At 73.0% G+C, this 21,705-nt stretch carries 17 protein-coding genes; 9 read left to right on the top strand and 8 right to left on the bottom strand.

Translation table 11 applies throughout. The features are described 5' to 3' along the window. Positions 1–59: 59 nt before the first annotated feature. Positions 60–1,049 (bottom strand): glycosyltransferase family 2 protein, encoded by a 990-nt coding sequence (locus ACI8AA_RS14785; protein WP_457045160.1) that lies wholly within the window; start codon positions 1,047–1,049, stop codon positions 60–62. A 681-nt stretch (positions 1,050–1,730) separates the two neighbouring features. On the opposite strand from ACI8AA_RS14785, the gene ACI8AA_RS14780 reads away from it, so the two are divergent. The 4 genes from ACI8AA_RS14780 (at position 1,731) to ACI8AA_RS14765 (ending at position 6,338) form a co-directional block, all read left to right on the top strand. Beyond that, positions 1,731–2,183, top strand: coding sequence for an acyltransferase (locus ACI8AA_RS14780; protein ID WP_457045159.1), 453 nt, complete (start codon positions 1,731–1,733; stop codon positions 2,181–2,183). Positions 2,184–2,572: 389 nt separating this feature from the next. Continuing rightward, on the top strand, positions 2,573–3,856 hold the full coding sequence (locus ACI8AA_RS14775) for a glycosyltransferase family 2 protein (protein ID WP_457045158.1): 1,284 nt from the start codon (positions 2,573–2,575) through the stop codon (positions 3,854–3,856). A gap of 78 nt (positions 3,857–3,934) precedes the next feature. Further along, on the top strand, positions 3,935–5,308 hold the full coding sequence (locus ACI8AA_RS14770) for a glycosyltransferase 61 family protein (RefSeq protein ID WP_457045157.1): 1,374 nt from the start codon (positions 3,935–3,937) through the stop codon (positions 5,306–5,308). A 169-nt stretch (positions 5,309–5,477) separates the two neighbouring features. Beyond that, positions 5,478–6,338, top strand: coding sequence for a glycosyltransferase family 2 protein (locus tag ACI8AA_RS14765; protein ID WP_457045156.1), 861 nt, complete (start codon positions 5,478–5,480; stop codon positions 6,336–6,338). A gap of 153 nt (positions 6,339–6,491) precedes the next feature. Here ACI8AA_RS14765 and ACI8AA_RS14760 read toward each other — a convergent pair whose 3' ends face one another. Both ACI8AA_RS14760 and ACI8AA_RS14755 read right to left on the bottom strand, forming a co-directional pair. Beyond that, positions 6,492–7,658 (bottom strand): ABC transporter ATP-binding protein, encoded by a 1,167-nt coding sequence (locus tag ACI8AA_RS14760; protein WP_457045155.1) that lies wholly within the window; start codon positions 7,656–7,658, stop codon positions 6,492–6,494. 10 nt (positions 7,659–7,668) lie between these two features. Next, positions 7,669–8,496, bottom strand: a complete 828-nt coding sequence (locus tag ACI8AA_RS14755) for an ABC transporter permease (RefSeq protein WP_457045154.1) — start codon at positions 8,494–8,496, stop codon at positions 7,669–7,671. A gap of 69 nt (positions 8,497–8,565) precedes the next feature. Between ACI8AA_RS14755 and ACI8AA_RS14750 the strand changes: the two genes are divergently transcribed. Beyond that, positions 8,566–9,717, top strand: a complete 1,152-nt coding sequence (locus ACI8AA_RS14750; protein ID WP_457045153.1) for a glycosyltransferase — start codon at positions 8,566–8,568, stop codon at positions 9,715–9,717. 99 nt (positions 9,718–9,816) lie between these two features. On the opposite strand, the gene ACI8AA_RS14745 is transcribed toward ACI8AA_RS14750, so the two are convergent. The 4 genes from ACI8AA_RS14745 to ACI8AA_RS14730 all read right to left on the bottom strand — a co-directional run bounded on the left by ACI8AA_RS14745 (position 9,817) and on the right by ACI8AA_RS14730 (position 15,196). Next, positions 9,817–11,184, bottom strand: a complete 1,368-nt coding sequence (locus ACI8AA_RS14745; protein ID WP_457045152.1) for a Wzz/FepE/Etk N-terminal domain-containing protein — start codon at positions 11,182–11,184, stop codon at positions 9,817–9,819. Between the two features lie 119 nt (positions 11,185–11,303). Continuing rightward, positions 11,304–13,379: a DUF7402 domain-containing protein gene (locus ACI8AA_RS14740; RefSeq protein WP_457045151.1), complete on the bottom strand. Its 2,076-nt coding sequence runs from the start codon at positions 13,377–13,379 to the stop codon at positions 11,304–11,306. 146 nt (positions 13,380–13,525) lie between these two features. After that, entirely contained in the window at positions 13,526–14,257 is a 732-nt protein-coding gene (locus ACI8AA_RS14735) for a hypothetical protein (RefSeq protein WP_457045150.1), read from the bottom strand. A gap of 270 nt (positions 14,258–14,527) precedes the next feature. After that, positions 14,528–15,196, bottom strand: a complete 669-nt coding sequence (locus tag ACI8AA_RS14730) for a TVP38/TMEM64 family protein (protein ID WP_457045149.1) — start codon at positions 15,194–15,196, stop codon at positions 14,528–14,530. Positions 15,197–15,277: 81 nt separating this feature from the next. On the opposite strand from ACI8AA_RS14730, the gene ACI8AA_RS14725 reads away from it, so the two are divergent. From ACI8AA_RS14725 to ACI8AA_RS14710, 4 genes are all read left to right on the top strand, one after another. Further along, positions 15,278–16,477 (top strand): glycoside hydrolase family 3 N-terminal domain-containing protein, encoded by a 1,200-nt coding sequence (locus ACI8AA_RS14725; RefSeq protein ID WP_457045148.1) that lies wholly within the window; start codon positions 15,278–15,280, stop codon positions 16,475–16,477. Between the two features lie 405 nt (positions 16,478–16,882). After that, the gene (locus ACI8AA_RS14720; protein ID WP_457045147.1) at positions 16,883–19,027 is read left to right on the top strand and encodes a SpoIIE family protein phosphatase; all 2,145 of its coding nucleotides are present in this window, start codon (positions 16,883–16,885) and stop codon (positions 19,025–19,027) included. Continuing rightward, positions 19,024–19,848 (top strand): SDR family oxidoreductase, encoded by an 825-nt coding sequence (locus ACI8AA_RS14715; RefSeq protein WP_457045146.1) that lies wholly within the window; start codon positions 19,024–19,026, stop codon positions 19,846–19,848. Before ACI8AA_RS14720 ends, ACI8AA_RS14715 begins: the two co-directional genes overlap by 4 nt. A gap of 210 nt (positions 19,849–20,058) precedes the next feature. After that, complete coding sequence (locus tag ACI8AA_RS14710; RefSeq protein WP_457045145.1) at positions 20,059–20,910, top strand: N-acetylmuramoyl-L-alanine amidase; 852 nt, start codon at positions 20,059–20,061, stop codon at positions 20,908–20,910. Here ACI8AA_RS14710 and ACI8AA_RS14705 read toward each other — a convergent pair. Further along, entirely contained in the window at positions 20,894–21,583 is a 690-nt protein-coding gene (locus tag ACI8AA_RS14705; protein ID WP_457045144.1) for an NADase-type glycan-binding domain-containing protein, read from the bottom strand. The genes ACI8AA_RS14710 and ACI8AA_RS14705 overlap by 17 nt on opposite strands. Positions 21,584–21,705: the final 122 nt, after the last annotated feature.

The following is a 21,705-nucleotide window of genomic DNA, read 5'->3' as shown; positions in this document are numbered from 1 at the left end:
GGGCGCACCCGACCGGTGACGCCTGCGGCGCCCGGACGGGTCCACCTTGTTCCCGGCACTCACGGCCGCCGCCAACGGCGGATGAGCAACCGTCGGACCAGAGCCTGGGGAGCCGTCAGCACCGCCAAGCACCAGCCGGCGATGAGCAATCTCGTCCGCAGGGACTCAGGGCCGGGATGCACCGGGGATAACAGTGCGTCTAACAAGAGCCGCTGTCGTCCATCGTCCGGAAGGAGCGTCCGTCCGGGCGTGAGCCGTGAGCTCGCGACGCGCATTTGCAGCAGCTCCCGACTGCGGCGCAGGGGGCGCTCATCGATCTGGTCCTCGGGCACCCCAACGGAGCGTTGCGCGAAGCGCCACCGTGCCCGTGCGGTGACCACCTCCCGCGAGAACCGCGTGTCGTCGGCGAGCAGGTTGCTGTCGTTGCCACCGTGCTGGCGGTACCCCACCACCACATCAGGCAGCGTCAGCACATCACCGTGCAGGGGCGCCGCCGCGAGGCAGCCGGAGTCGGCGGCGCGTCCGAGACTCGAGTCGAGCGGGAAGATCCGCTCGAGGAACCACCGGGCGTAGGCGTTGCCCGATCCGGGCGGAGTGGGCTGTGCGGACGTGCGTTCCATCCACTGGCGCACCTGCCCGGGCGTGGGGACCCTCCGCCATTCCGGGAACGGCCGCCCGAAGGGGATGCCGGCCGTGTCGATGCGCTGCATGCGGAACTGCACCTTGCTGACCGTCGGCGACCAGACCGCCGCGAGCCGCTCGGGGAGTTCGGGCGGCAGCACGTCGTCAGCATCCAGGAAGATCACGACGTCGCCGCTGGAGGACGCGAAGCCATGATTGGCCGCTTTACGTTGGCCGCCGTTGGCCGTGAAGTAGAGCTGCACACGGTCGGCGTAGCGCTGCAGAACCTCGGCCGAGTCGTCCGTCGAGCCGTCGTCCACCACGACCACCTCGACGTCGTCCCAGCGCAGACCGAGGGCGCTCTCGACGGCCGTCCCCACGAAGCGGGCGTAGTTGTAGTTCGTGATGACGACGCTGAGGCGCCTCACCAGCGCCGTACCAAGGCAACCCGGGCGCCTCGCATCTGCTCCTCCCCTCCGCTGAGGGTTGATTCTCACTGGTGACGCGGCCACCCGCTGCCTCATTCCGTTGCAGGCAGCCTAGGTGTTGGAGCGGGAACGGTGTCGACAGCAGGCGAGGGCGGCATGACTACAGGGGCTTCTGGAGGGATTAGCGGGGCTTCGCTCCGCCCTATGGAATCGGAGACCTGCTCGTCGCTCCTGCACCGTCCGTAGCCGGACGGGGATGGGGTTGAGAGCGATGAGTGACCAGGTCGGGTGCCCTGAGCGGTAGAGCCGCTCACGCGCTGGGGGTGGGACGCGGCCGTCGAGCGCTGCTGCAAGTCGCATTGTCAGCCGAGGGATGCGTCACCGATGAGCTCCCGTATCGTCATCGCGCGTCGAGCACCATGCCGGGCCGACAGGCCACGCTTGGCCTGACCGCCTCTACCACAGGTGTGGATGCACCTCCCCCAGGAGCGCTTCGAGTGGCCAGGTCAACCGACTGGCCAAGAGGGGCTGAGGCAGGCTGTAGGCCAACCGCTGCGCAGAGGAAGGCCTTGAGCCAGGATCTCTTCCGTGAGACGGCGAACTGTGACTGATCGAATCCAGGGGTTCTGGCTTAATGCGGTCGCAGCTAGCCCGCTGCTTCCGCAGCGGATTCGGACGCACGTGCTGCGCTGGGGTGGCGTCACTGTCAGCCCTAGTGCGGCGGTGGCGGAACGGTGCCAGTTCATCAGTGGCATACAGGTGGAGTTGCGGGACCAGGTGTTCGTGAACGCGGGATGCGTGTTTGATGCATGGGCACTGATCACCCTTGGTGCAGGCGTCCGGGTGGGGCCGGGTGTCCACTTCCTGACGTCGACACATGAAGTCGGTGGCCCCGAGATGCGCGCGGCCGAACTCACCCATGCTGCGGTGCACGTGGGGGAAGGCACGTGGATCGGCGCTGGGGCGATCGTTCTGCCGGGCGTACGCATTGCACCGGGCTGTGTCATCGGCGCAGGCGCCGTCGTCACCCATGACACGGAGGCTGATGGCCTCTACCTCGGTGTACCGGCCCGGCGCGTCAAGGACTTGCCTACCGCACAACCGGCTCAGGCGGTGTATCAGACCTCGGACTAGGACGTCGCTGACTTGCAAGCAAAGCAACGTGGGTGCCGACGGGGGCATCCCTTGTCCACCGGGGTGATCGGACGCCGTGGTGACGGATCTTGCGTCCCCAGCGGCCTGGTCCGAAGGAGGGATGCACCGCTGCCCATCTCGATCCGCACCTAGTAGCGGCAGCACCCCACCCCCAGGGGTGGGATTCGAGCGGCTTCGACCGGTTCGTCCTGCTCACGGGGACGGCGACGGCGCATCATGGTTCGCCCGACGAGGCGCCCGTCTCGAACCGCAGCACTCAAGCGGCCGCTGCACTGGAGTTGACGATGTTCAGGAGAGCCTGGCGCCTTGGCCAGCGGATGTGCCGCCCCGGCACGTCCCGGCTGTTCCGGTGCCTGGTCGTCGCCGACGTGGACCTCGACGCGGGGACCGCCACGGCACTGTCCCCCTTGACGCCGTATGCATCCCCAGCCGAGGGCGTGCACGCGCTGGTCTGGATACACGGGGTGCCTGTAGCTGAACTGACCGTGGACGGGGATCCAGAGGACGTGCTGGCGCGGCTCCCGGAGCTCGCCGCCCGCGCCGCGCACGGCGCCGTCGAGATGCATCAGGCTCAGCACGGGGACGGGAGTGCACGGTGGCCTCTGGAGGACCGCTCGCCCTGCCTGGCGGAGGAGCAGTGGCGCTCGCGTGCTGGCACTTCGGCCTTGACGGTGGCGGTGTGCACGCGCGATCGGCCCACCGATCTGACGCGTTGCCTCGACTCCCTGCGAAACCAGACGGTCGACGTCGAGGTCCTCGTCGTGGACAACGACCCTGGCGGTGACGAGGCGCGGCTGGTGGTCGAGCAGCACCCAGGGGTCCGCTACGTCCGAGAGCCTCGACGGGGCACGGCCTGGGCCCGCAACCGCGCGCTGGTCGAGGCATCCACCACCTTGATCGCCTTCGTCGACGACGACGTGCAGGCACACCCCCGGTGGGCAGAGGCCCTGCTCATGGCCTTCGACGCCCATCCCGAGGCCGGCGCGGTCACCGGCCTGGTAGCACCCGCCGAGCTCTCCACGTCTGCCCAGGTCGCGTTCGAAGCGGCCGGCGGGTTTGGCCGCGGATACCGCCAGCGACGGCTCAAGTCGGAGTCGCAGGACCCGCGCGAGACCGCCAAGGCGGTCTACCACATCGGAGCGATGGGCACGGGCGCCAACATGGCCTACCGGCGCGAGCGACTGCTCGTCGCCGGGGGCTTCGATCCCGCCCTCGGGCCCGGCACCCCCACGGCCGGTGGAGAGGACCACGAGGCGCTCTGCCGGCTGCTCACCACCGGGGATCTCCTCGTCTACGAGCCGGCCGCCGTCGTCCGACACCGCCACCGCCGGACGATGGCGGAACTACGCAGCCAGCGCCGCGCCGACGGCACGGGCAGCGCGAGCATGCTGATCGGTGCGAGCAGGAAGCTCGGTGCTGCCCACCACCGGCAGTGGCGGATCCTCGCCGCGCAGTGGTTCGTCAAGAGCGCCGCCTGGACGGTGGCGGCGAGCCTCGTCCGTCCCGCCGCGCGCCCACCGTCGCTCACCCTTGCCAACCTCGCGGGGTGGACGTCCGCACTGGCAAGCGATCCGTACCGTCGTGCCGTGGTGCAGGTCCGGCAGCAACTCCAGGAGCACCCGGACGAGCCGCTGCTGGCTCCTCTGGCCTGAGCTCCGAGCATCGCAGGGCCGCACCTACACGTCCCTGAGCCGGATCGCCGCCGAGGCGATCACCTTATGCTCGCCGAGGTGAGCGTCCTGTGGGGCAAGGCAGGGCTACGTCTCCGTGCGCTCCTGCACTTGGCAGGGCGACTGGTGAGGGCGACCGTACGCGTCGCTACTCACGACCCACGACTCCTGCTGGCTCGGCCGGAGATCACGCTCCTGCGTGCCCGGGTCGTGGGCAAGGCGTGCCCCAGCCGGCTCTCCGGTTCGGAGGCCACCGGGATCCTCGACCCACGGGTCTCCCTGCACCGGGACGTCATCTCGGTCCCGCTGACCGCAGGCCGTGATCGCGACTTGCGAGGAGGCCTCGTGCACGGTGACAGCCATCGGCTCATCGACCCGGCTGTGCTCCGCAGCGGCTCGGAGTGGCGACAGGAGGAGCCGGTCGACGAACTGCTCACCATGGACCTCGAGCGCATGAGAGAACTCAAGGTCCCGGTCCTGTACGGCGGTGTCCTGTTCACCCACTTCGGCCACTTCCTCCTCGAATCCCTTGGCCGGCTGTGGGCCTACGAGCACCTGCGGCCCCTGGACCCCTACATCGCCTTCCACGAGGGCTTTGGAAAGGTCGACTGGTCGGACGAGCGCACGGTCGCCCATCAGGTGCTCCGCGGCCTGGGCATCCCCCTGGACCGCGTCTTGCTGCTGAGCCAGCCCGTCCGGCTCGCTCACGTGTTCGTCCCGTCGCAGCTGTACGGCTACGGGTTCTCCCGCAACCCGCCGCAGACCTTCGTCGAGCACATGCGGCGGTTCAGGTTCACCCGGTCCGTCCCGAGCGACTTCACCGGGGCGAGGAGGGTGTACATCTCCCGCTCCGGGCTCCCGGACAGATACGGGCGGCCCATGGGCGAGACGCTGTTCGAGGACTATCTCCGCGGTCAGGGGTACGCCGTGCTGCACCCGGAGCGGTACCCCCTGCACGAGCAGCTCTCGGTCTACGAGGCCGCCGACGAACTGGTCTTCTGTGATGGCGCAGCCCTCCACGGCTGCGTGCTCCTGCCGGATCTGACAGCCCGGGTCGCCGTCATCTCCCGTCGACACGACCCACGCTGGGACGGGAGCGGCATCGTCGACCAGTTCAAGGGCTACGGCCAGGACGTGACGTGGATCGACGCCGTCCGCTATCAGTACCAGTTCGGATTGGAGTCTTGGGACGCCAGGAGCTTCGTCGACTGGTACGACGTCAGCAACACCCTCATGGAGCGTGGCTTCACGGACACGGCGTTCGACGCCTTCCGTGCGGTTGACACCGCCGAACTCGTCATGTCGGAGGTCCACGACTACGTCGACGCCATCCGCGACGACCCACGGTTCTTCCGCTTCATGACAGAGTTCAGGACAGAGGCGGTCGACCATCCCACGCGGTCGGGGAGTACAGGAACGCCTCCTCGAGGCTGATGTTCATCGCAGACGCCTGTTCGAACGAAGATGCACCGTGCCCACCGCACGGACAGCCCACGACGCGGACGGACGCCCCGAACACCGTGCCAGCATCGCGCCGCCCATTCCTCCGTGGAGCACGAGTGCTCGATGGAGGACGTGACGACGGGGTGGTATCGAGAGCGCCATGACAGGGACGGCACCGCCGCACGGACGAAGTCCTCGCGTCCTGCTCCATCGCCTGTGGCGGCCACTCGCGACGCATCCGCTCGTCGGCCGTGCGCCGTGGTTGATCGGCTGGCGGCTGCTGGTGCCCCTGCTCCGCCGCCTCTCGCGCATGCGACTCGGCAGTCTGGAACCGGGCGCTGTCACGGTCATCACGGTGAACTGGAACGGCGCCCCGTACCTGCGCGTCCTGCTGGACGTGGTTCGCAGCCGGAGCCCGAGCGACGTCCGGATCGTCGTGGTGGACAACGGCTCGACGGACGACTCTCGGGAACTCCTGAGGGAACGCCGTGACGTCAGACGTTGGCTGTTGCCTGTCAACCTCGGGCACGACCTGGCGCTCGACCTGGCGGTGCTGACGTGCCGGACGGAGTACTTCATAACGCTCGACGTGGACGCTTTCCCGTTGACCACGGGATGGATCGACAGGCTGCTCGTCCCTCTGGCGAACGGGACCGCGGAGATCTCGGGGGCGCGTCTGTGGCGCCCGTACGTCCACCCGTGCTGCCTCGCGATGCGGACGGCTCGTTTCGTCCGCTCCGGACACTCTTTTCGTTCCCGTTACCAACCGGAGACGGACACCGAACCCGCCCGGGGGGACGTCGGAGAGGAGATGTCAGCGCGAGAAGCTCCCCGCCTGCACTTCTTCGAAGTGACGAGCCAGCGCGGACCGGGCGACGTAGGCACCGTCTTCGGGGACCTCGTCTACCACAACTTCTACGGGACCCGATTCGGTGCCGGACACAGCACACTCGACGGTGGAATCCGGCCGGACGACCCCCGCCTGGCCTGGGCCGAGGCCGTGGAGCGGTACGTTCGGTGAGACGTCCGGCCGGTGCACATGCCCGAGGCGCTGGCCGTCGGCGAGCGCGCTGCGGGTGAGGGCCAGGTCCCTCGCGCCCTCGAGGAGCGGGGATAACGCCGCTCCGGTCGTCGCTCGCACCGTGTCCTCGCGACGTCCTCGTGAGCTCGGCTGCTATTGATCGAGCCTCCGCACCTGGAACGGCAGTCCGAGGACGACCACGCGGTCCCGCTGCACGGACTCCTCGCCGTGCAGGGTGAAACCGAGCGCTGACCGCTCGTGCTGCACGTCCTCGTGCGGCGTCCCCAGCCACACGCCGACCGTGTAGTCGCCGTGCGCGAGCACGGGTGGGATCTCGAGCGCGACCTCGTGCTTGCCGACCGGGAACTCCTCGGCCTGGACGTGACTCAGGGTCTCGTCGAGTACGCCGACGCCTCGCTGGTTGACCAAGGACACCGCGACGTCGAGCCCCATGCGCTCCTCGAGGACCTCGAACTGGACGACGACGCGGAACGGCTCGTCGCGGACGAGTGGCCGGGACGAACCGTCGAGGGGCTCCACCCTGACCTCGAGGATGTGTCCAGCCTCTGCCCCGCCGCGCGGCGCGCTCGACATAGCGTCGACGAAGCCGGAGGTGAGGTAGTCCCGCACGACGGACGCAGTCGGTCCTTCGCGTCGGATCTCGCCGGCCTCCAGCCAGACCGCGCGGGTGCACAGCCTGCTCAGGGCCGCGAGGTCATGGCTGACGAAGAGGACCGTTCGTCCTTCCGCCCCCGCTTCGGACATCCGCCTCATGCACTTGCGCTGGAACTCGGCGTCCCCGACGGTCAGCACCTCGTCGACCACGAGGACGTCCGGCTCGAGGTGTGCGGCGACCGCGAAGGCGAGACGGAGGTACATCCCGCTGGAGTACCGCTTCACCGGGGTGTCGAGAAACCGCTCGACACCGGAGAAGTCGACGATCTCGTCGAACCGCCGAGCGGTCTCCGCACGGCTCATGCCGAGGATCGCGGCATTGAGGAACACGTTCTCCCGCCCCGTCAACTCGGGGTGGAACCCCGTGCCGACCTCGAGCAGCCCCGCCACTCGACCACGCATCCGAGCCTCTCCGGTGGTGGGCGAGGTGATGCGCATGAGGATCTTCAGCAGGGTGCTCTTGCCCGCTCCGTTGCGGCCGAGGATCCCGACGGCCTCGCCGTCACCGACGGTCAGGCTGACATCTCGGAGCGACCACAACTCACTCCGCGGGTCACTCCGCCGGCGCACCGTCGCGACGAGGGCCTCGCGCAGGTTACGTTGCTCGCCGAGGACGTAGCGCTTGCCGACGCGGTCGACCTGCACCCGGTCCACCTCAGATCACGTCCGCGAAGGCCCGGGACGCCCGGAGGAAGTAGCGGACCCCGAGGACGGCGATGAGGACGGACACGGCGGTGGACAACGCGAGCACGGTCCCCGGCCATCTGCCACCCACGAGGACGAACCGGCCGAGTTCGAGGACACCGACCACGGGATTCATCGCGTAGGCAAGCTGCGCAGCACCCTCCAACGACGCCGCGGAATAGGCCACCGGGCTCAGGAAGAGCAGGATCTGCAGCGCAGTGGGCACCACCTGACCGACATCACGGAAGCGGACGTTGACCGCCGCCAGGAAGCAGGTCGGGCCGAGCGCCGTGAGAGCGAGCAGCAACAACCACACCGGGAGCAGCACGACGCCAGCAGTCGGCGTGACGCCCTGCACGATGCAGACGACGGTGAGGGCCACCAACCCGACCACCAGATCGACCAGGGGTGGCAGCAGCGTCGCGACGGGTGCCACCAACCGCGGGAAGTAGACCTTCGTGACCAGGGCCGTGTCGCCGACGAGGACCTCACTGCCCCGGGCGATGCACCGGGACACGTAGTTCCAGCTCAGGAGACCCGCGAGCGCGAAGGCGATGTAGGGGACGCCACGCGTGTCGACGCCGGCGAGGTGGTCGAACACGAGCGTGAACGCGGCAACCGTGACCAGCGGCTGGAACACGACCCAGGCCGCCCCGAGGACGGCCTGCTTGTAGCGAACACGGAGGTCCCGCAGGGCGAAGAAGCCGACGAGTTCGCGGGCGTCCCACAGTTCCCGCCAGTCGACGAGCTTTGCCCCGGCAGAATTCACCGTCCACGGTGACCCCCAGTCGGCAGACATGTCTCCGCACGCTACCGACCGACCGGGACGACCACCGCGAAACGGTGACGGACCAGGCACCATGCCGGTGTGCCACCCGTCCCCTTGGTCTCGCTCGTGATGCCGGTGCGCAACGGTGCTCGGTTCCTCGACGAGGCAGTCGGCAGCGCCCTGGCGCAGACGTACCTGGACCTGGAGCTGGTCGCCGTGGATGACGGCTCCACCGACTCGACCCCCTCCCTGCTGGAGTCGTGGCGGCGACGCGATCCCCGGGTGCGGGTCGTGACGCGACCTCGTCCGGGTGGGATCGTCCGTGCGCTCAACGACGGTGTGGCGGGCAGCACGGGAGACCTGCTGGCCCGTCTAGACGCCGATGATCGAGCAGCCCTCGACCGGACTCACCGGCAGGTCGAACAGTTCCGTGCCCGTCCCGGTCTGGGCTTGCTCGGGACGGGCGTGCGGTACCTGGACGACGTGGGCCGGGTCGTCGGCACGGACGCGGCGGTGACCGGTCCCGCCGCATCGGAGGAGTTGCGCACGGGCAATCCCTTCTTCCATCCCAGTGTCATGATGCGGCGAGCCGTCTACGAGGCGGCGGGTGGCTACCGACCGCAGACGGAGCTGGCAGAGGACCTGGACCTGTGGCTGCGCATCTCGGAGCGGTCCGAGGTCGACAACCTCGCAGAACCGCTGACCGACTACCGGATCCACGAGGCGCAGACGACGTTCCGGGCTGCCTCGCAGCAGGCGGTCGCGACGGCGGCGGCACACTGGGCCGCGGATGCCCGAGCGACAGGATCCGTCGACCCCCTGGATGGCCTCGAGGTGGTGGACGAGGAGCTCCTCCTCTCGCTCGGTGTGACCGTCTTCGCGATCCGGCGTGAGCGGGTCGCCGTACACCGGTGGGCCGCCGAACTGTGCGAGATGGCCGGCTACGAGCCGAGGGCGAGAGTCGCCTGGCGGGCGGCGCTGACGGAGGCGGCGGCGCTCGACCGGACCGAGGTGGCGCGGCTCCTCCTCCTGCGGGCCCGCCTGCGCCGGGAGCAGGGCCGGCCGCTCGCACACCGGGTCGACCAGCTCCGTGCGCTCGCCGCCGCACCGCGGCTGGCCTCTGCGGGCCTCGTGCGGCGGCTGCGCGTACCCGGACGGGTGGACACGCAGGCGAGGAGCAACCAGGCCGTCCCGGCGCCGGCCGACCGGACACTCCGCCCCGTCGTCCGCAACCGGCCACCGTCACCCTGACCGCCCCGGGCCTGGCGAGCCGATCCACGTCCGCAGGCTCGCTGAGCGCTCCCGACCGCCGGCGTCAGGGTGGGTCCTGCGAATGGTGGCGCCGGTGGCTCAGGCGAGGACCGTTCGCTCCTCTTCACCAGGGGAGACGGCCCGTACGACGCGACCGCCTCCGAGGTCCTGGTCGCTCACGTGGTCGATGGCAACGCTCACCGAGGTCACCCCCACGCCGGCCAGCAACTCGAGGGCGAGCAGGAAGTCGGCGCGCTTCGTCGCCCCGGACTCGACCACGACGAGCGCGTTGCCGGCGAGCTTCGCCGCCACGGCCGACTCCGACCGCTCGACCACGGGGGGGCAGGCCAGCACGACGTAGTCGAAGGGTTCCTTCAGCGCGTCGAGCAGCTTCCGCATGGCCGGTGTGCTCATCCGCTGCGCCGAGGAGGCGTCCACCCGTCCTGCCGGGACCTCGAACACCTTCTCGCCGGGACCGAGGGTGACCACGTCGTCGACCTTCGCCGAGCCGCCCAGCACGTCCGCCACCCCTGGGGCGGACGGTCCCGCGTCAGCACGCCGGCTGGACCGGTCCCGACGCTCGTCGTCGGCGCGGAGATCGAGGTCGACGACGACGACGTTGGAGCCGATCTCGGCGAAGGCGGCGGCCAGCTGCCGCGCCACACCTCGGGCGTCGGAGGCCCCCGTCACGCCGGCCACCGCGATGGTCTCCCGCACATCGGAGCCGAACAGCAGGTTCGCTCGCAGCTGGCGGAACGCCTCGAGCCGCGCGTCGGTCCGCGCCACGTGCCGGGACCGCTTCTTCGGGGCGGGCATCGAGGTCAGGGTCACCAGCCCGGGAGCGGGCGGCAGGTCGCTCGTGGACCGGATCCGGGTGGACAGTGCGTCCGCTACGACCACCACCGCGACGCCGAGCACCAGCCCGACGGCGAGCCCGATCAGCAGGTTGTTGCGGGGTCGAGGTGAGTCCGCCTCCCCTGGCGCCTGGGCCGCCTGGACGACGGTGAGCCGCACGGGCGACGTCGGCTGCAGGGCGTCGAGGAGTGGGGCCTGCGATGTCAGCGCGGTCGCGACTGCGTCGGCACGGGCGGCGACGCCGGCGGGGTCGCTCCCTGAGGCGGTGACGTCGATGAGGGACGTGCCCTCGCGGGTGCTCGCGCCCACCGAACCGCGCAGGTCGTCGACGCCCGTGCCGTCACCGAGCGCGGACGCAGCCGCCTCGAGGACTGTCGTCGTCTCGGCCAGGTCGGCGTACGTGATCGCACGCTGCGTGGCGAACGACTGGCCGGTCTGCAGGTCGGTCGGCGTCTCGTTGCCGCTGACGGAGACGTAGACGGTCGCCGTCGCCGTGTAGGAGGGGGTCTGCGAGGCGGTGAACGCGATGGCGGCGAGCAGTCCCAGCGCGGTGAGGCCGGCGATTACCCACCATCCACGCCGCAAGACCCTGAGGTAGTCCTGCAGCGTCACTCGACCACGTCCTGCGGAGAAGAGGCGGTTGTGGGGATCCGCGCCCCGTACACGGTCACAGCGCCCAGTTTCGGGTCAGGACGGTAACAGCGCATCACCCGACACGGGTGGGCGAGCAGTCAGGTCCAGACGCGCACCCAGTCCACGTACAGGTCGGTCAGGCCTCCGGTCGGCGCGAGATCCACCGGCCAGCCCCCGCCCAGGGCGAGGTCGACGAGGAAGAAGAACGGCTGCGCCGTGAGCCCCAGCCGGTCGGCCCCCGCGACGACCTGCCCGTCGATCGAGAAGGTGGCCCCGTCCGGCGCGATCCGCACGCCGTAGGTGTGCCAGGCCATCGCCCAGTCGGTGAAGCCGTTCGGACTGGTGCAGGAGGGCGCACCCGTGCTGGGTCCGGTGACCTCCTCGGCGCCCCAGTCGTGCACGGTGTGGCAGCTGCCGAGGGGGTCGTGGCCGTAGAGCTCCACCGCGTCGACCTCGGCCGACCTCTCCCCTCGAACGGCGGCGCTCTCCGTGTTCAGCATCCAGAAGGCCGGCCAGGACCCCAGCCCAGGGGCACCGAGCATGCGAGCCTCGAAGTAGCCATACTGCGCGGCGAAGCCGGCCCCTCCGGCGTCGGTCGAGGCGAGGATGCCCGCGACGTTCTCCGTCCCGTCCCGGGCGCTGCGCGGCCCCGCCGGCTGCGTCCGGATGCGCAACCACTCGCCGTCGACCACCGCCAGCGTTCCGTTGCCACCGGCGGGGTCGGCGAACTGGGCGTCGCCGAACTGGCCGCTGCTCGAGGCGTCGGGCTTGATCGCAGAGTAGTCCGCCTCGATCCCGGTGGCGCTGGCTGACAGCGGCCCGGTGAACTCCTCGGCCCACTGCAGGGTCATCCCCTCCGGCGCCGCGCCGGCGGCCCCGAGGACTCGGCCGCCCCGGTTCACCAACTGGACGTAGAGGGGGTTTCCGGGGTCGTCGGTCGTCTCCTGCACCTTGAGCGCCAGCGGACCGTGCGGGGCCTGGGACGTGTCCACGGACAGCACGGCCCGGCCGTCCTCGTCGGCCGTCGCTGTGGCCGCGACGCCGACGGCGTTGGTCCCGATGCCCGAGACACCGGTCCACGCGAGGGCCTCGACCGGTGTGCCGGGATCAGCGGCGACGACCACCGTTGCTGTTCCGTCGACAGCGGCCCCGGGTGTGGGGCAGACGAGGGTGAGCCGCCCCTCCTCCGGCTCGGCCACCGGCTCCGAGGCGGCGTCGCACGACTCCACCTCCGGCGCGACGGAGTAGGTCTCCCCGTCCTGCGGCCAGCGCGGTGGTGTCGTGCCTGCGTCGTAGACCGCGAGCCCGCGGAGACCCACCGGCGCCTCCGGATCCGGACGCTCGAGCTCCAGCCGCACTGCCACGGCCAGGCGGGGCGCGAAGGCGATGGTGGTCGGCTCGTCGTCCCCGGGCGCGATCGCGGAGACGCGGACGGTGCTGCCGTCGTCGAACCGGAGGACGCCGCGGAGGGACGTCTCCGCGGACGTCGGACCGAACACCTGCACGCTCGCGACCTCCCGGGGTGAGTTCCACGACAGCGCAGCCCACGGCGCCTCGTCGTCGTCCGCGGCGGTCCACTCCTCCCCCGTGTCGCCGCCGGCGACGTCCCCGTCCGTCAGGGCCTCGAGCGGGGCGTCACCGTTGCTGGACGCCGCGCCCGCGACGGTCTCGCTGTCCCCGTGCTGGGGTGGATCGTCCGCCGAACCGTCCACGGACAGACCGGCCAACGCCACGGAGTCGGCACCGTCGGGCACGCCGGCGACCGTCACCCGGACTCGGGACACCGTGCGCTCCGGGAAGGCCACGACAGCGTCGCCGGACTCGTCGGTCGTGACCAGCAGCGAGGAGCCCCCGTCGAAGGTGAGGAGCGCGCTGGTCGGCCCGGGGACGTCGCCTCCTGGGCCGAGCAGCCGTACCAGGTCCACCGTGGTCGGCTCCGGGTAGGCGAGCTCCACCCACGCACCTTCGGTCTCCCCGTCGGCTCTCCAGACGGTCTCCCGGTCGGCGTCAGCTCGTCCGGCGTCCGCTGCGTTCTCGAGCAGGCTAGAGGGGTCCGACCCGGACGACGCGGTGACGCGGACGTCGGTCGAGGCGCCGACCACGAGGACGACGGCGGCCACCACGACGACGACCACCACGAGGGACAGGACGAGGAGCTGCTTCCTCGACGGCACGACACCTCACCGTGGGCTGTGACCCGCACCGGGGTCCCGTCCGTGGATACCGGGATCGTCCTGACGGCGACGACGTCCCGGGACGACGCTACCCAGCTGGGATGACGGCACGCTCCGGCTCCGCACTGGAGCGTCGCGCCTGATGCTCAGTCGTTTGGCGGTTCGAGGGTGCGGGCGACGCAGGCGTTGGCCAGGGCATCTCCACTGAGCCGCGGGAACGCGCCGGCGCACCAGGCCCGGACGTCGTCGCCGCTGCCGAAGCCGGCGTCGACGATCGTGATCCAGTACGGGTCGCCGTTGGCCGCCGCGGACCGCCGGCCGAAGTCGAAGCTGGTCAGCACGTGCACCTGCGACGTGTCGGCCAGCGAGAGGAGCGACCGGCTCTCGGCGAGGATGTCGACGGCGAAGAACTGGTGGCTGCCGGTCGCGGTGGTCTGCAGCGGGTCGGTGATGCCGACGTTCTTCGACGCCACCTGCGCCACCCACCGGCCGTCCAGCGACAGGGACGCCCGCGACTCCTCGCGCAGCGACTCCAGCTCGGCCAGCGCCTGCTCCTCCGGCGACGCCGTGGGGGTCGCCGGCGCCGGAGCCGGGGCCGGAGCGCTCGAGGGCGCCGCACCGCCGTCCTCGATGCCCTTGTCCACCCCGTCAGCGGTGTCCACCGGCTCCGACACCGCCACCGGCGGAGACGGCGCGTCGTCCCCGGCCAGGCCGGACCAGGCCGCCACCCCTCCCCCGACCACCAGCGAGGCGGCCAGGACGCCGATCAGCACCCCGCGGCCCCGGCCACCACGCGACGTGGGCGCGGGCGGCGGAGGCCCCAGCTGGCCGGGGCCCCCGCGCTTGGTCAGGTCGACCGGCGGCTGCGCCACCGGCACCGGGCCCGACGGCGGAGGTGCGCCGCGACCGTCCCACGACAAGGGCACCGGCACGCCCACCGGCGGCCAGACGTTCGTCGCCGGCGCCCGTGGCACCGGCGTGCCGGGCGACCACACCGGCGTCGTCGGCCTCCGGCCACCCCGGGTCCGCACCCCGCTCGAGGTCCTCTCACGCCACCAGGCCTCCCGCGCCCGGCGCCGGAGACGTCACGGAACGGGCGTGTCTCGGCCCGAGCGGGGTAGCCGCCCGATCGGGTGAACGGGACCGTCTCAGCCGGCCTGCACCGGGCCGGTCCCGGCCCGCCGCCGGCGCAGCCACACGATGCCCAGGACGACCAGCACGACGGCGGCGAGCAGCACCACGAGAGGCGCCCCGGCGCGCGCCGCCCACGCCGACAGCCCGGGCACCGAGGCCCCCACCCCGACCTGCAGCACCGTCCCCGGCACGAGGCCGAGCGCGGTCGCCGCGAGGTAGGGGCCGAGCGGCACAGCGGAGAGGCCGGCCGAGTGGCTCAGGACGCTAAAGGGCACCACCGGCAGCAGCCGCCCGACGAGGACGGCGGCGAACCCGCGGCCGGCCAGCGCCCGGTCGACCGCGGCCACCCGCGGACCGCCGAGCCGCGTGACGGCGTCCCGGCCGAGCGCCCGCGACAGCGCGAAGGCCACCAGACCGCCCAGCATCCCGCCGGCCAGGGCGACGGCCAGCCCGGTCCAGAACCCCAGCACGACGCCGAGCAGCACGGACACGGCCGTCCGCGGCACCGGGGCGACCAGCACGAGGCCGACGGCGACCGTGAGCAGGAGCAACCCGGGGGTCCCGGCACCCTCGACCCAGCGGCGCACCGCGGCGACGTCCGGCAGGTCGACGGTCAGCGCGAGGACCGTCGCGACGGCGAGGACGGCGAGCAGCACACCCGCCCGCACCCACGCCGTCCGCACCCGCCCCATGGTGCCGCGGAGGCCGTCGTCCCGGGGCGGCACACTGGGGAGGCCGCCCGCCGCCCCCGCCCGAGGAGCCCGATGCGCCCGCCCGCCCGGACCCGCCCGGCCGTCCTGCTCGCGCTCCTCTGCCTGGTCCTCGCCGCCTGCTCGGGCTCCCCGGAGATCACGGCGGAGTCGAGCAGCCCGTCCAGCAGGAGCACCGCGCCGACGGGGACGACCGAGCCGACGACGCCGCCCGCGGACCCGGTCGCCCGGCAGGTGGACGCCGCGCTGGCCGGCATGGACCGCCGGGCGCAGGTGGCGCAGCTGTTCGTCGTCGGCGTGCGGCTGGAGGACCTCTCCCCCGGCGACGCCCTGATCGCCGGGGGCGTGGGCGGCGTCTTCCTCGCCGGCCGCTCGCAGGCCGCGGCGGCCGACATCGCCGCCGTCACCGGGCGCTGGACGGACGCCGCGCCCGGGCCGCGGCCCTGGGTCGCCGTCGACCAGGAGGGCGGGCAGGTGCAGTCGCTCCAGGGCCCCGGCTTCGACCGGCTGCCGCCCGCGGCCGAGCAGGGGCAGCTCCCGCCCGAGCAGCTCGCCGCCCTCGCCGGCACCCTCGGCGCCCAGCTCGCGGCGGCCGGGATCAACCTCGACCTCGCGCCGGTGGCCGACGTCGTCCCGGCCGGCACCGAGGCCGCGAACGACCCGATCGGCGCCTTCGGCCGCCAGTACGGCAACAGCGCGGCCGACGTCGTCCCCGACGTGCGCGCCGTGGTCGACGGGCTGGCCGCCCACGGCGTCACCGCGACGCTCAAGCACTTCCCCGGCCTGGGGCTGGTCGACGCCAACACCGACGAGGCCGCCGGCGTCACCGACGACGTGACCACCGCGAACAGCGAGCAGGTGGCCGCCTTCGGCGAGCTCGCCCGCTCCGACGCCGGCCCGTTCGTGATGCTCTCCTCGGCCACCTACCCCCGGCTGGACCCCGGCGCGCCGGCCACCTTCTCGCGGCAGGTCGTCACGACGCTGCTGCGCGGCTTCCTCGGCTTCGACGGCGTGGTGATCACCGACGACGTCGGCGCGGCGGCGGCGTTCGAGGACGTGCCGCCCGGTGACCGCGCCGTCCGCTTCCTCGAGGCCGGCGGCACGCTGGTGCTCACCGTGACCGAGGACGTCTACCCCGAGATGCTCGACGCCGTCCTCGCCCGCGCCGAGTCCGATCCGGAGTTCTCGGCCACCGTCGACGCCGCCGTCCGCACCGCGCTCACGGCGAAGGCCGAGGCCGGCCTCCTGGGGTGACCGGACGGGCGGTCACGAGGCTGGGTGTCCCCCAGGCGGGGCCTCGTCGTCGTCATCGGGCACCGACCGGTCACTCCGGGACTCGCGCCGGTCAGCCGTGCGGACGACCCGTCCGACGACCAGCGCGACGGCGACCGCGAGGACGGCCCACACCACCAGCGCCCACACCCACCACGGCACGTCTCCCCCAGCCGACGGACGGCCCCCGTGGCCCCCGCGGGATGGCTACCCGCAGAGCACATGGCGACACACCTGGTGGCGACGCGCGCCGAACGCGTCCCCCGTGATCTCCACCGGACGCGTTGCTCGCAACAGGATAGGCCGGGTACACATGATGCGGAGCGCGTCTCCAACCACCGGGACGGGATCGCCCGTGCACGCGGGGACACGACCGGGAAGGCGGCAGTGGGGGACCCAGGCGGGACCGGGCGGCTCGGCAGCGCTCCGGAGCAGCGGCAGCTCGACGAGATCGCCTCGGCCCTGCGCGGCGAACTGGCGATGCAGGCCGCCGGCATCGGCACCTTCGACTGGGACCTGGACACCGGCGTCCTCGACTGGGACGAGCGCCTCGTGGCGCTGTTCGGGTACGACGGCACGACCTTCGACCGCAGCATCGGGGGCTTCTCCGCCCGCCTGCACCCGGACGACCGCGACGAGGTCATGGCCGCGCTGCAGGCCGCCGTCGACGGGTGCGGGGACTTCAGCGCGCTCTACCGCATCTCCCTGCCCGGCGGCGCCGTCCGCTGGATCTCCGCCCAGGGCCGCGCGCTGTGCGGCGTCGACGGGACGGCCACCCGGCTGCTCGGCGCCGCCTACGACGTCACCGACCAGCGCGGCGAGTCCCTCGGCGTCACCCAGGTCCTCGAGGCCATGCCCGCCGGCTTCTACTCGCTGAGCCCCGACTGGCGCTTCACGCACGTCAACGCCGAGGCCGAGCGGCTGCTGGGCCGCCGCCGCGAGGACCTGCTCGGCGAGGACATCTGGGCGGCCTTCCCCGCCGCCGTCAGCTCGGTGTTCGAGGAGAGCTACCGCCGCGCGGTGGAGACCCGCCGGCCGGTGTCCTTCGACGCCTACTACCCCGCCCCGCTCGACGGCTGGTACGAGCTGCGCGCCTGGCCGACCGCGGAGGGCCTGTCGGTCTACTTCATCGAGGTCACCGACCGGGTCCGCGCGCAGGAGGAGCTCCGCCGCGCCGCCGAGCGGACGCTCACCGTGGCCCGCATCAGCACCGAGCTGGCCGGGTCGATGGACGCCGAGGTCGCCACCGGGCAGGTGCCCCGGATGGTCGTCCCCGCACTCGCCGACGCGTGCATCGTCAGCGTCCTCGACGAGCACGGCCACATCCGCGGCGTGAGCTCCTGGCACGCCGACGAGGCGTCGCGGGAGCTGCTGCAGGACTACGCCCGCTCCCGCGCGGCCGCGCTGACCAGCCTCCCCGCGGTGAGCCGGACGCTCAGCACCGGCGAGCCGCTCCTGCTGTCCGGCGAGGAGGCCCTCGCCACCACCCCGGCCGGCGAGCCGCACAGGCTGCTGTCCCGGCTGGCGCCCAGCGCGGCGGCGGCCCTGCCCCTGCGGGGCCGCGGCCACACCCTGGGCCTGCTCTCGCTGCTCTACACCGACGGCCGCGTCCCGACCGCGGACGAGGTCGCCACCCTCCGTGACGTCGCCGAGCGACTCGGGATGGCCCTCGACAACGCCCGCCTCTACGGCGCCCAGCGGCACCTGGCCCTGCAGCTCCAGCGCTCGATGCTCACCGCGCCGCCCGAGCCGGACCATGCCGAGATCGTCGTCCGGTACTTCCCCGCCGCCGAGGCGGCCGCCGTCGGCGGCGACTGGTACGACGCGTTCCTGCAGGCCGACGGCGCCACCACGCTGGTCATCGGCGACGTCGCCGGCCACGACGCCGCCGCGGCCGCGACGATGGGCCAGCTGCGCAGCCTGGTCCGCGGCATCGCCGTCGCCACCGGCGCCGGGCCGGCCGCGGTGCTGCGCGACCTGGACCGCGCGATGGAGCTGCTGCGGTTCGGCACCCTCGTCACCGCCGCCGTCGCCCGCCTGGAGCAGACGCCCGGGGAGGTGGAGGGCGGCACCACCCGGCTGCGCTGGTCCAACGCCGGGCACACCCCGCCCATCGTGCTCACGGCCGACGGCGAGGTGCGCGTGCTGGCGCCCGAACGGGCCGAGGTGCTGCTCGGCGTGGACCCGGAGCGGCCGCGGACCGAGTCCGTCGTCGAGCTCGACCGCGGCGCGACCGTGCTGCTCTACACCGACGGCCTGGTCGAGCGGCGCGACGCCGACCTCGACGCCGGCACCGCCCGGCTCACCGCCGCGCTGGCGGCGCTCGGCGACCGGCCGCTGCAGGAGCTGTGCGACCTGCTCGTCGAGCACATGGTCGACGGCCACCCGGACGACGACGTCGCGCTGGTCGCCGTCCGCCTCCACCCGCAGGACCGGCCCCGGCCCGCCGTCGCCGGCCCCAACGACGTGCCCGATGCCGTCCCCCCGGACCCGGCCACGCCCCACTCTGGCGCTCTGGGGTCGGCCCGGTGATCGTCGTGACCGCCGCGGGCGGACCCACCGGCACCGCGGTCGTCCGGGCGCTGCGGGCGCGCGGCCAGCGGGTGCGCGCCGTCGTCGCCACCCCGCGGCCGCGGCCGGAGCTCGAGGCGCTGGGCGCGGAGGTCGTCGCCGCCGACCTCGCCGGGGACCCCGCGCCCGCGCTCGCCGGCGCCGACGCCCTGTACCTGGTCTGGCCCAACTTCGACCCGCGCGAGGCCGACGGCGCGCCCGCCGTGCTGCGCGCCGCCGCGCGGGCCGGGGCGGCGCGGCTGGTCTACCACTCGGTGCTCCGGCCGCAGGTCCGGTCGATTCCGCACCACGCCGCCAAGGACCGCGTCGAGGAGGCACTCGACGGCGCCGTCGCCGGCACCGGTGCCCGCTGGCGGGTGCTGCAGCCGTGCGCCTACGCCGACAACCTCGACGCGCAGGTGGCCGCCGCGGCGGAGACCGGCGAGCTGCGCAGCCCGTGGGGCCTGGAGCGGGCGCAGTCGTTCGTCGACCTGCGCGATGTCGCCGAGGCCGCCGCCGTGCTGCTCACCGGGGACGGCCTGGACAGCGGCACGTTCGAGGCGGCCGGCCCCGAGGAGCTGACCGCGCCCGACGTCGCCCGGCTCGTGGGCGAGCACCTCGGCCGGGAGGTCACCGCCGTCGACGTCGCCCCGCCCGAGGACGACGGCTCCTACGCCCGCCGCTGCCTGACGACGATGTTCACCGAGTACCGCGCGCACGGGTTCACCGGCAGCCCGCGGGTGCTCACCGCGCTGCTCGGCCGCCCGCCGCGGACCTACGCCGAGCACCTCCGCGGCGCATAGCACCCTCCTGCGCACCGGCAGGGGACACGGGCCGGCCTGCGGATCGGTCGGCGTGGCTCCGTCCGCGCTGCCCGCAGCCACCCGGCGGTTCGGCGTCGGGCTCCGGCGCCGCGTTGCTAGGGTCCGCGGGGCGCAGGACGCGGAGGAGTCGTGATGGCAGGCCGTTCCCGCGGCAGATCCGGAGCACGGCACCGCGGCCGGGGACGCGCCGTGGTCATCGCCGTACCCGTCGCCGTCCTCGCCGGACTGGGCTCCTGGGTGGCGTCCGCGCTGCTGCCCGGGGCGGACGGCGCAGCCGGGTCGGAGACGGCTGCGGTGAGCGTGCCGTCGTCCGTGGCGAGTCCGCCCTCGTCCGCGGCGAGCCCCTCGGCTCCAGCGGTCAGCACGCCGCCGCCCCTCCCGCTCGCCGGCCGCACCGTCGTGCTCGACCCCGGGCACAACCGTGACAACGGCAGCCACCCGGTGGAGGTCAACCGGCAGGTCGACGCCGGCGGCTTCGCCAAGGCGTGCAACACCACCGGGACGGCGACGGATGCGGGCGTCCCCGAGTCCACGATCAACTGGGAACTCGCCCTCGAGGTACGTCGGCGACTCGAGGTCGCCGGCGCGCACGTCCTGCTCACGCGTGACGCCGACGCCGGGTGGGGGCCGTGCATCGACGAGCGCGCGGCGATCGCCAACCGTGCCGGCGCCGACCTGCTGCTCTCCCTGCACGCCGACGGCGCGGCCGCCCAGGCGCACGGTTTCCACGTCATCACGCCGGGCGAGCTCCCCGGCCACACCGACGACATCGCCACCGAGAGCCGACTGGCCGCCGTCGCCGTCCGCGACGCGCTGGTCGGTGCCGGGCTCCCGCCGGCCACCTACACCGGCGTCGACGGCCTCGACGAGCGCACCGACCTGGGCACGCTCAACCGGTCGGAAGTGCCCGCTGTCATGCTCGAGGCGGGCAACCTCCGGAATGCCGGCGACGCGGCCCTCCTCACCGGCGCGGACGGCCGGGCCCGCCTGGCCGACGCGCTCGCCGGTGCGGTCACCGCGTACCTCAGTCCTGGCCGCTGAAGGCGACGTCGCTGATCGCGGTGAAGTCGCGGAGCGCCGTGTCGTTGCCCGTGCCGGTGACCTGCAGGACGACACGGGTGGAGCTCACCGGAGCCGGCAGGTCGCTCACGGCCAGGCTCGCCCGGGGCGCGTCGATGCGCTGCACGAACGACGTGCCGTCGTCGAAGCTCCAGGTCACAGCCGTGACCGTGCGGTTCTCGGTGAACCGGTTCGTGCCGTCCGCCGGGTCGACCTTGGCGTAGCCGGGCACGAGCCCCACCGAAGCGAGCGACACCTCGTGGCCGAAGTCGAAGGTCAACCTCGCCCCGACCGCGGATCCCGGGCAGCGCCAGGCCGTCGCGGGGACGCCGTCGAGCGTCAGCGCCGGCTCGTAGGTGACGGGGTCGCCCGCCGCGTCGATGCCGGGCGCGGCCTGGCAGGTGGCCGCCACGGCGACCGGCTGCAGGGGGCCGGGCGGACTCGTCGGCTGCGGCTCGTCACTGCGCTCGCCCGGCGGTGACGGGTCCCCGTCCGCCGCGTCGAGCGGAGCAGCGGACGTCGAGGCGGTGGACCCCGGTGCGCCGAAGGTCGCGGACTCCTCCGACGCCTCGGTCCCGGACCCGCCGCTGCCGGTCCGGTCGACGACGAGGTAGCCACCGACCGCGAGGACGCCGGCGGTCGCGACCCCCAGCACCCAGGGCAGGCCGCGACCGCGCCGAGGCTCCGGTCCCGGGCTGCCGATCACCCCGCCGTCCGGCGCCCACGACGTCGTCCCCTGGCCGGGGCCACTCCGCGGCGCCGGGTCCGCCGACGCCG

This window comes from Geodermatophilus sp. SYSU D01180 (genome assembly GCF_054050415.1).
This window is presented reverse-complemented; position numbering and strand designations above follow the sequence as displayed.

Coding starts and splice junctions, on each gene's coding strand:
- ACI8AA_RS14765 (WP_457045156.1), top strand. CDS start 5,478: ATGACAGGGACGGCACCGCCGCACGGACGAAGTCCTCGCGTCCTGCTC.
- ACI8AA_RS14755 (WP_457045154.1), bottom strand. CDS start 8,496: ATGTCTGCCGACTGGGGGTCACCGTGGACGGTGAATTCTGCCGGGGCA.
- ACI8AA_RS14725 (WP_457045148.1), top strand. CDS start 15,278: ATGCGCCCGCCCGCCCGGACCCGCCCGGCCGTCCTGCTCGCGCTCCTC.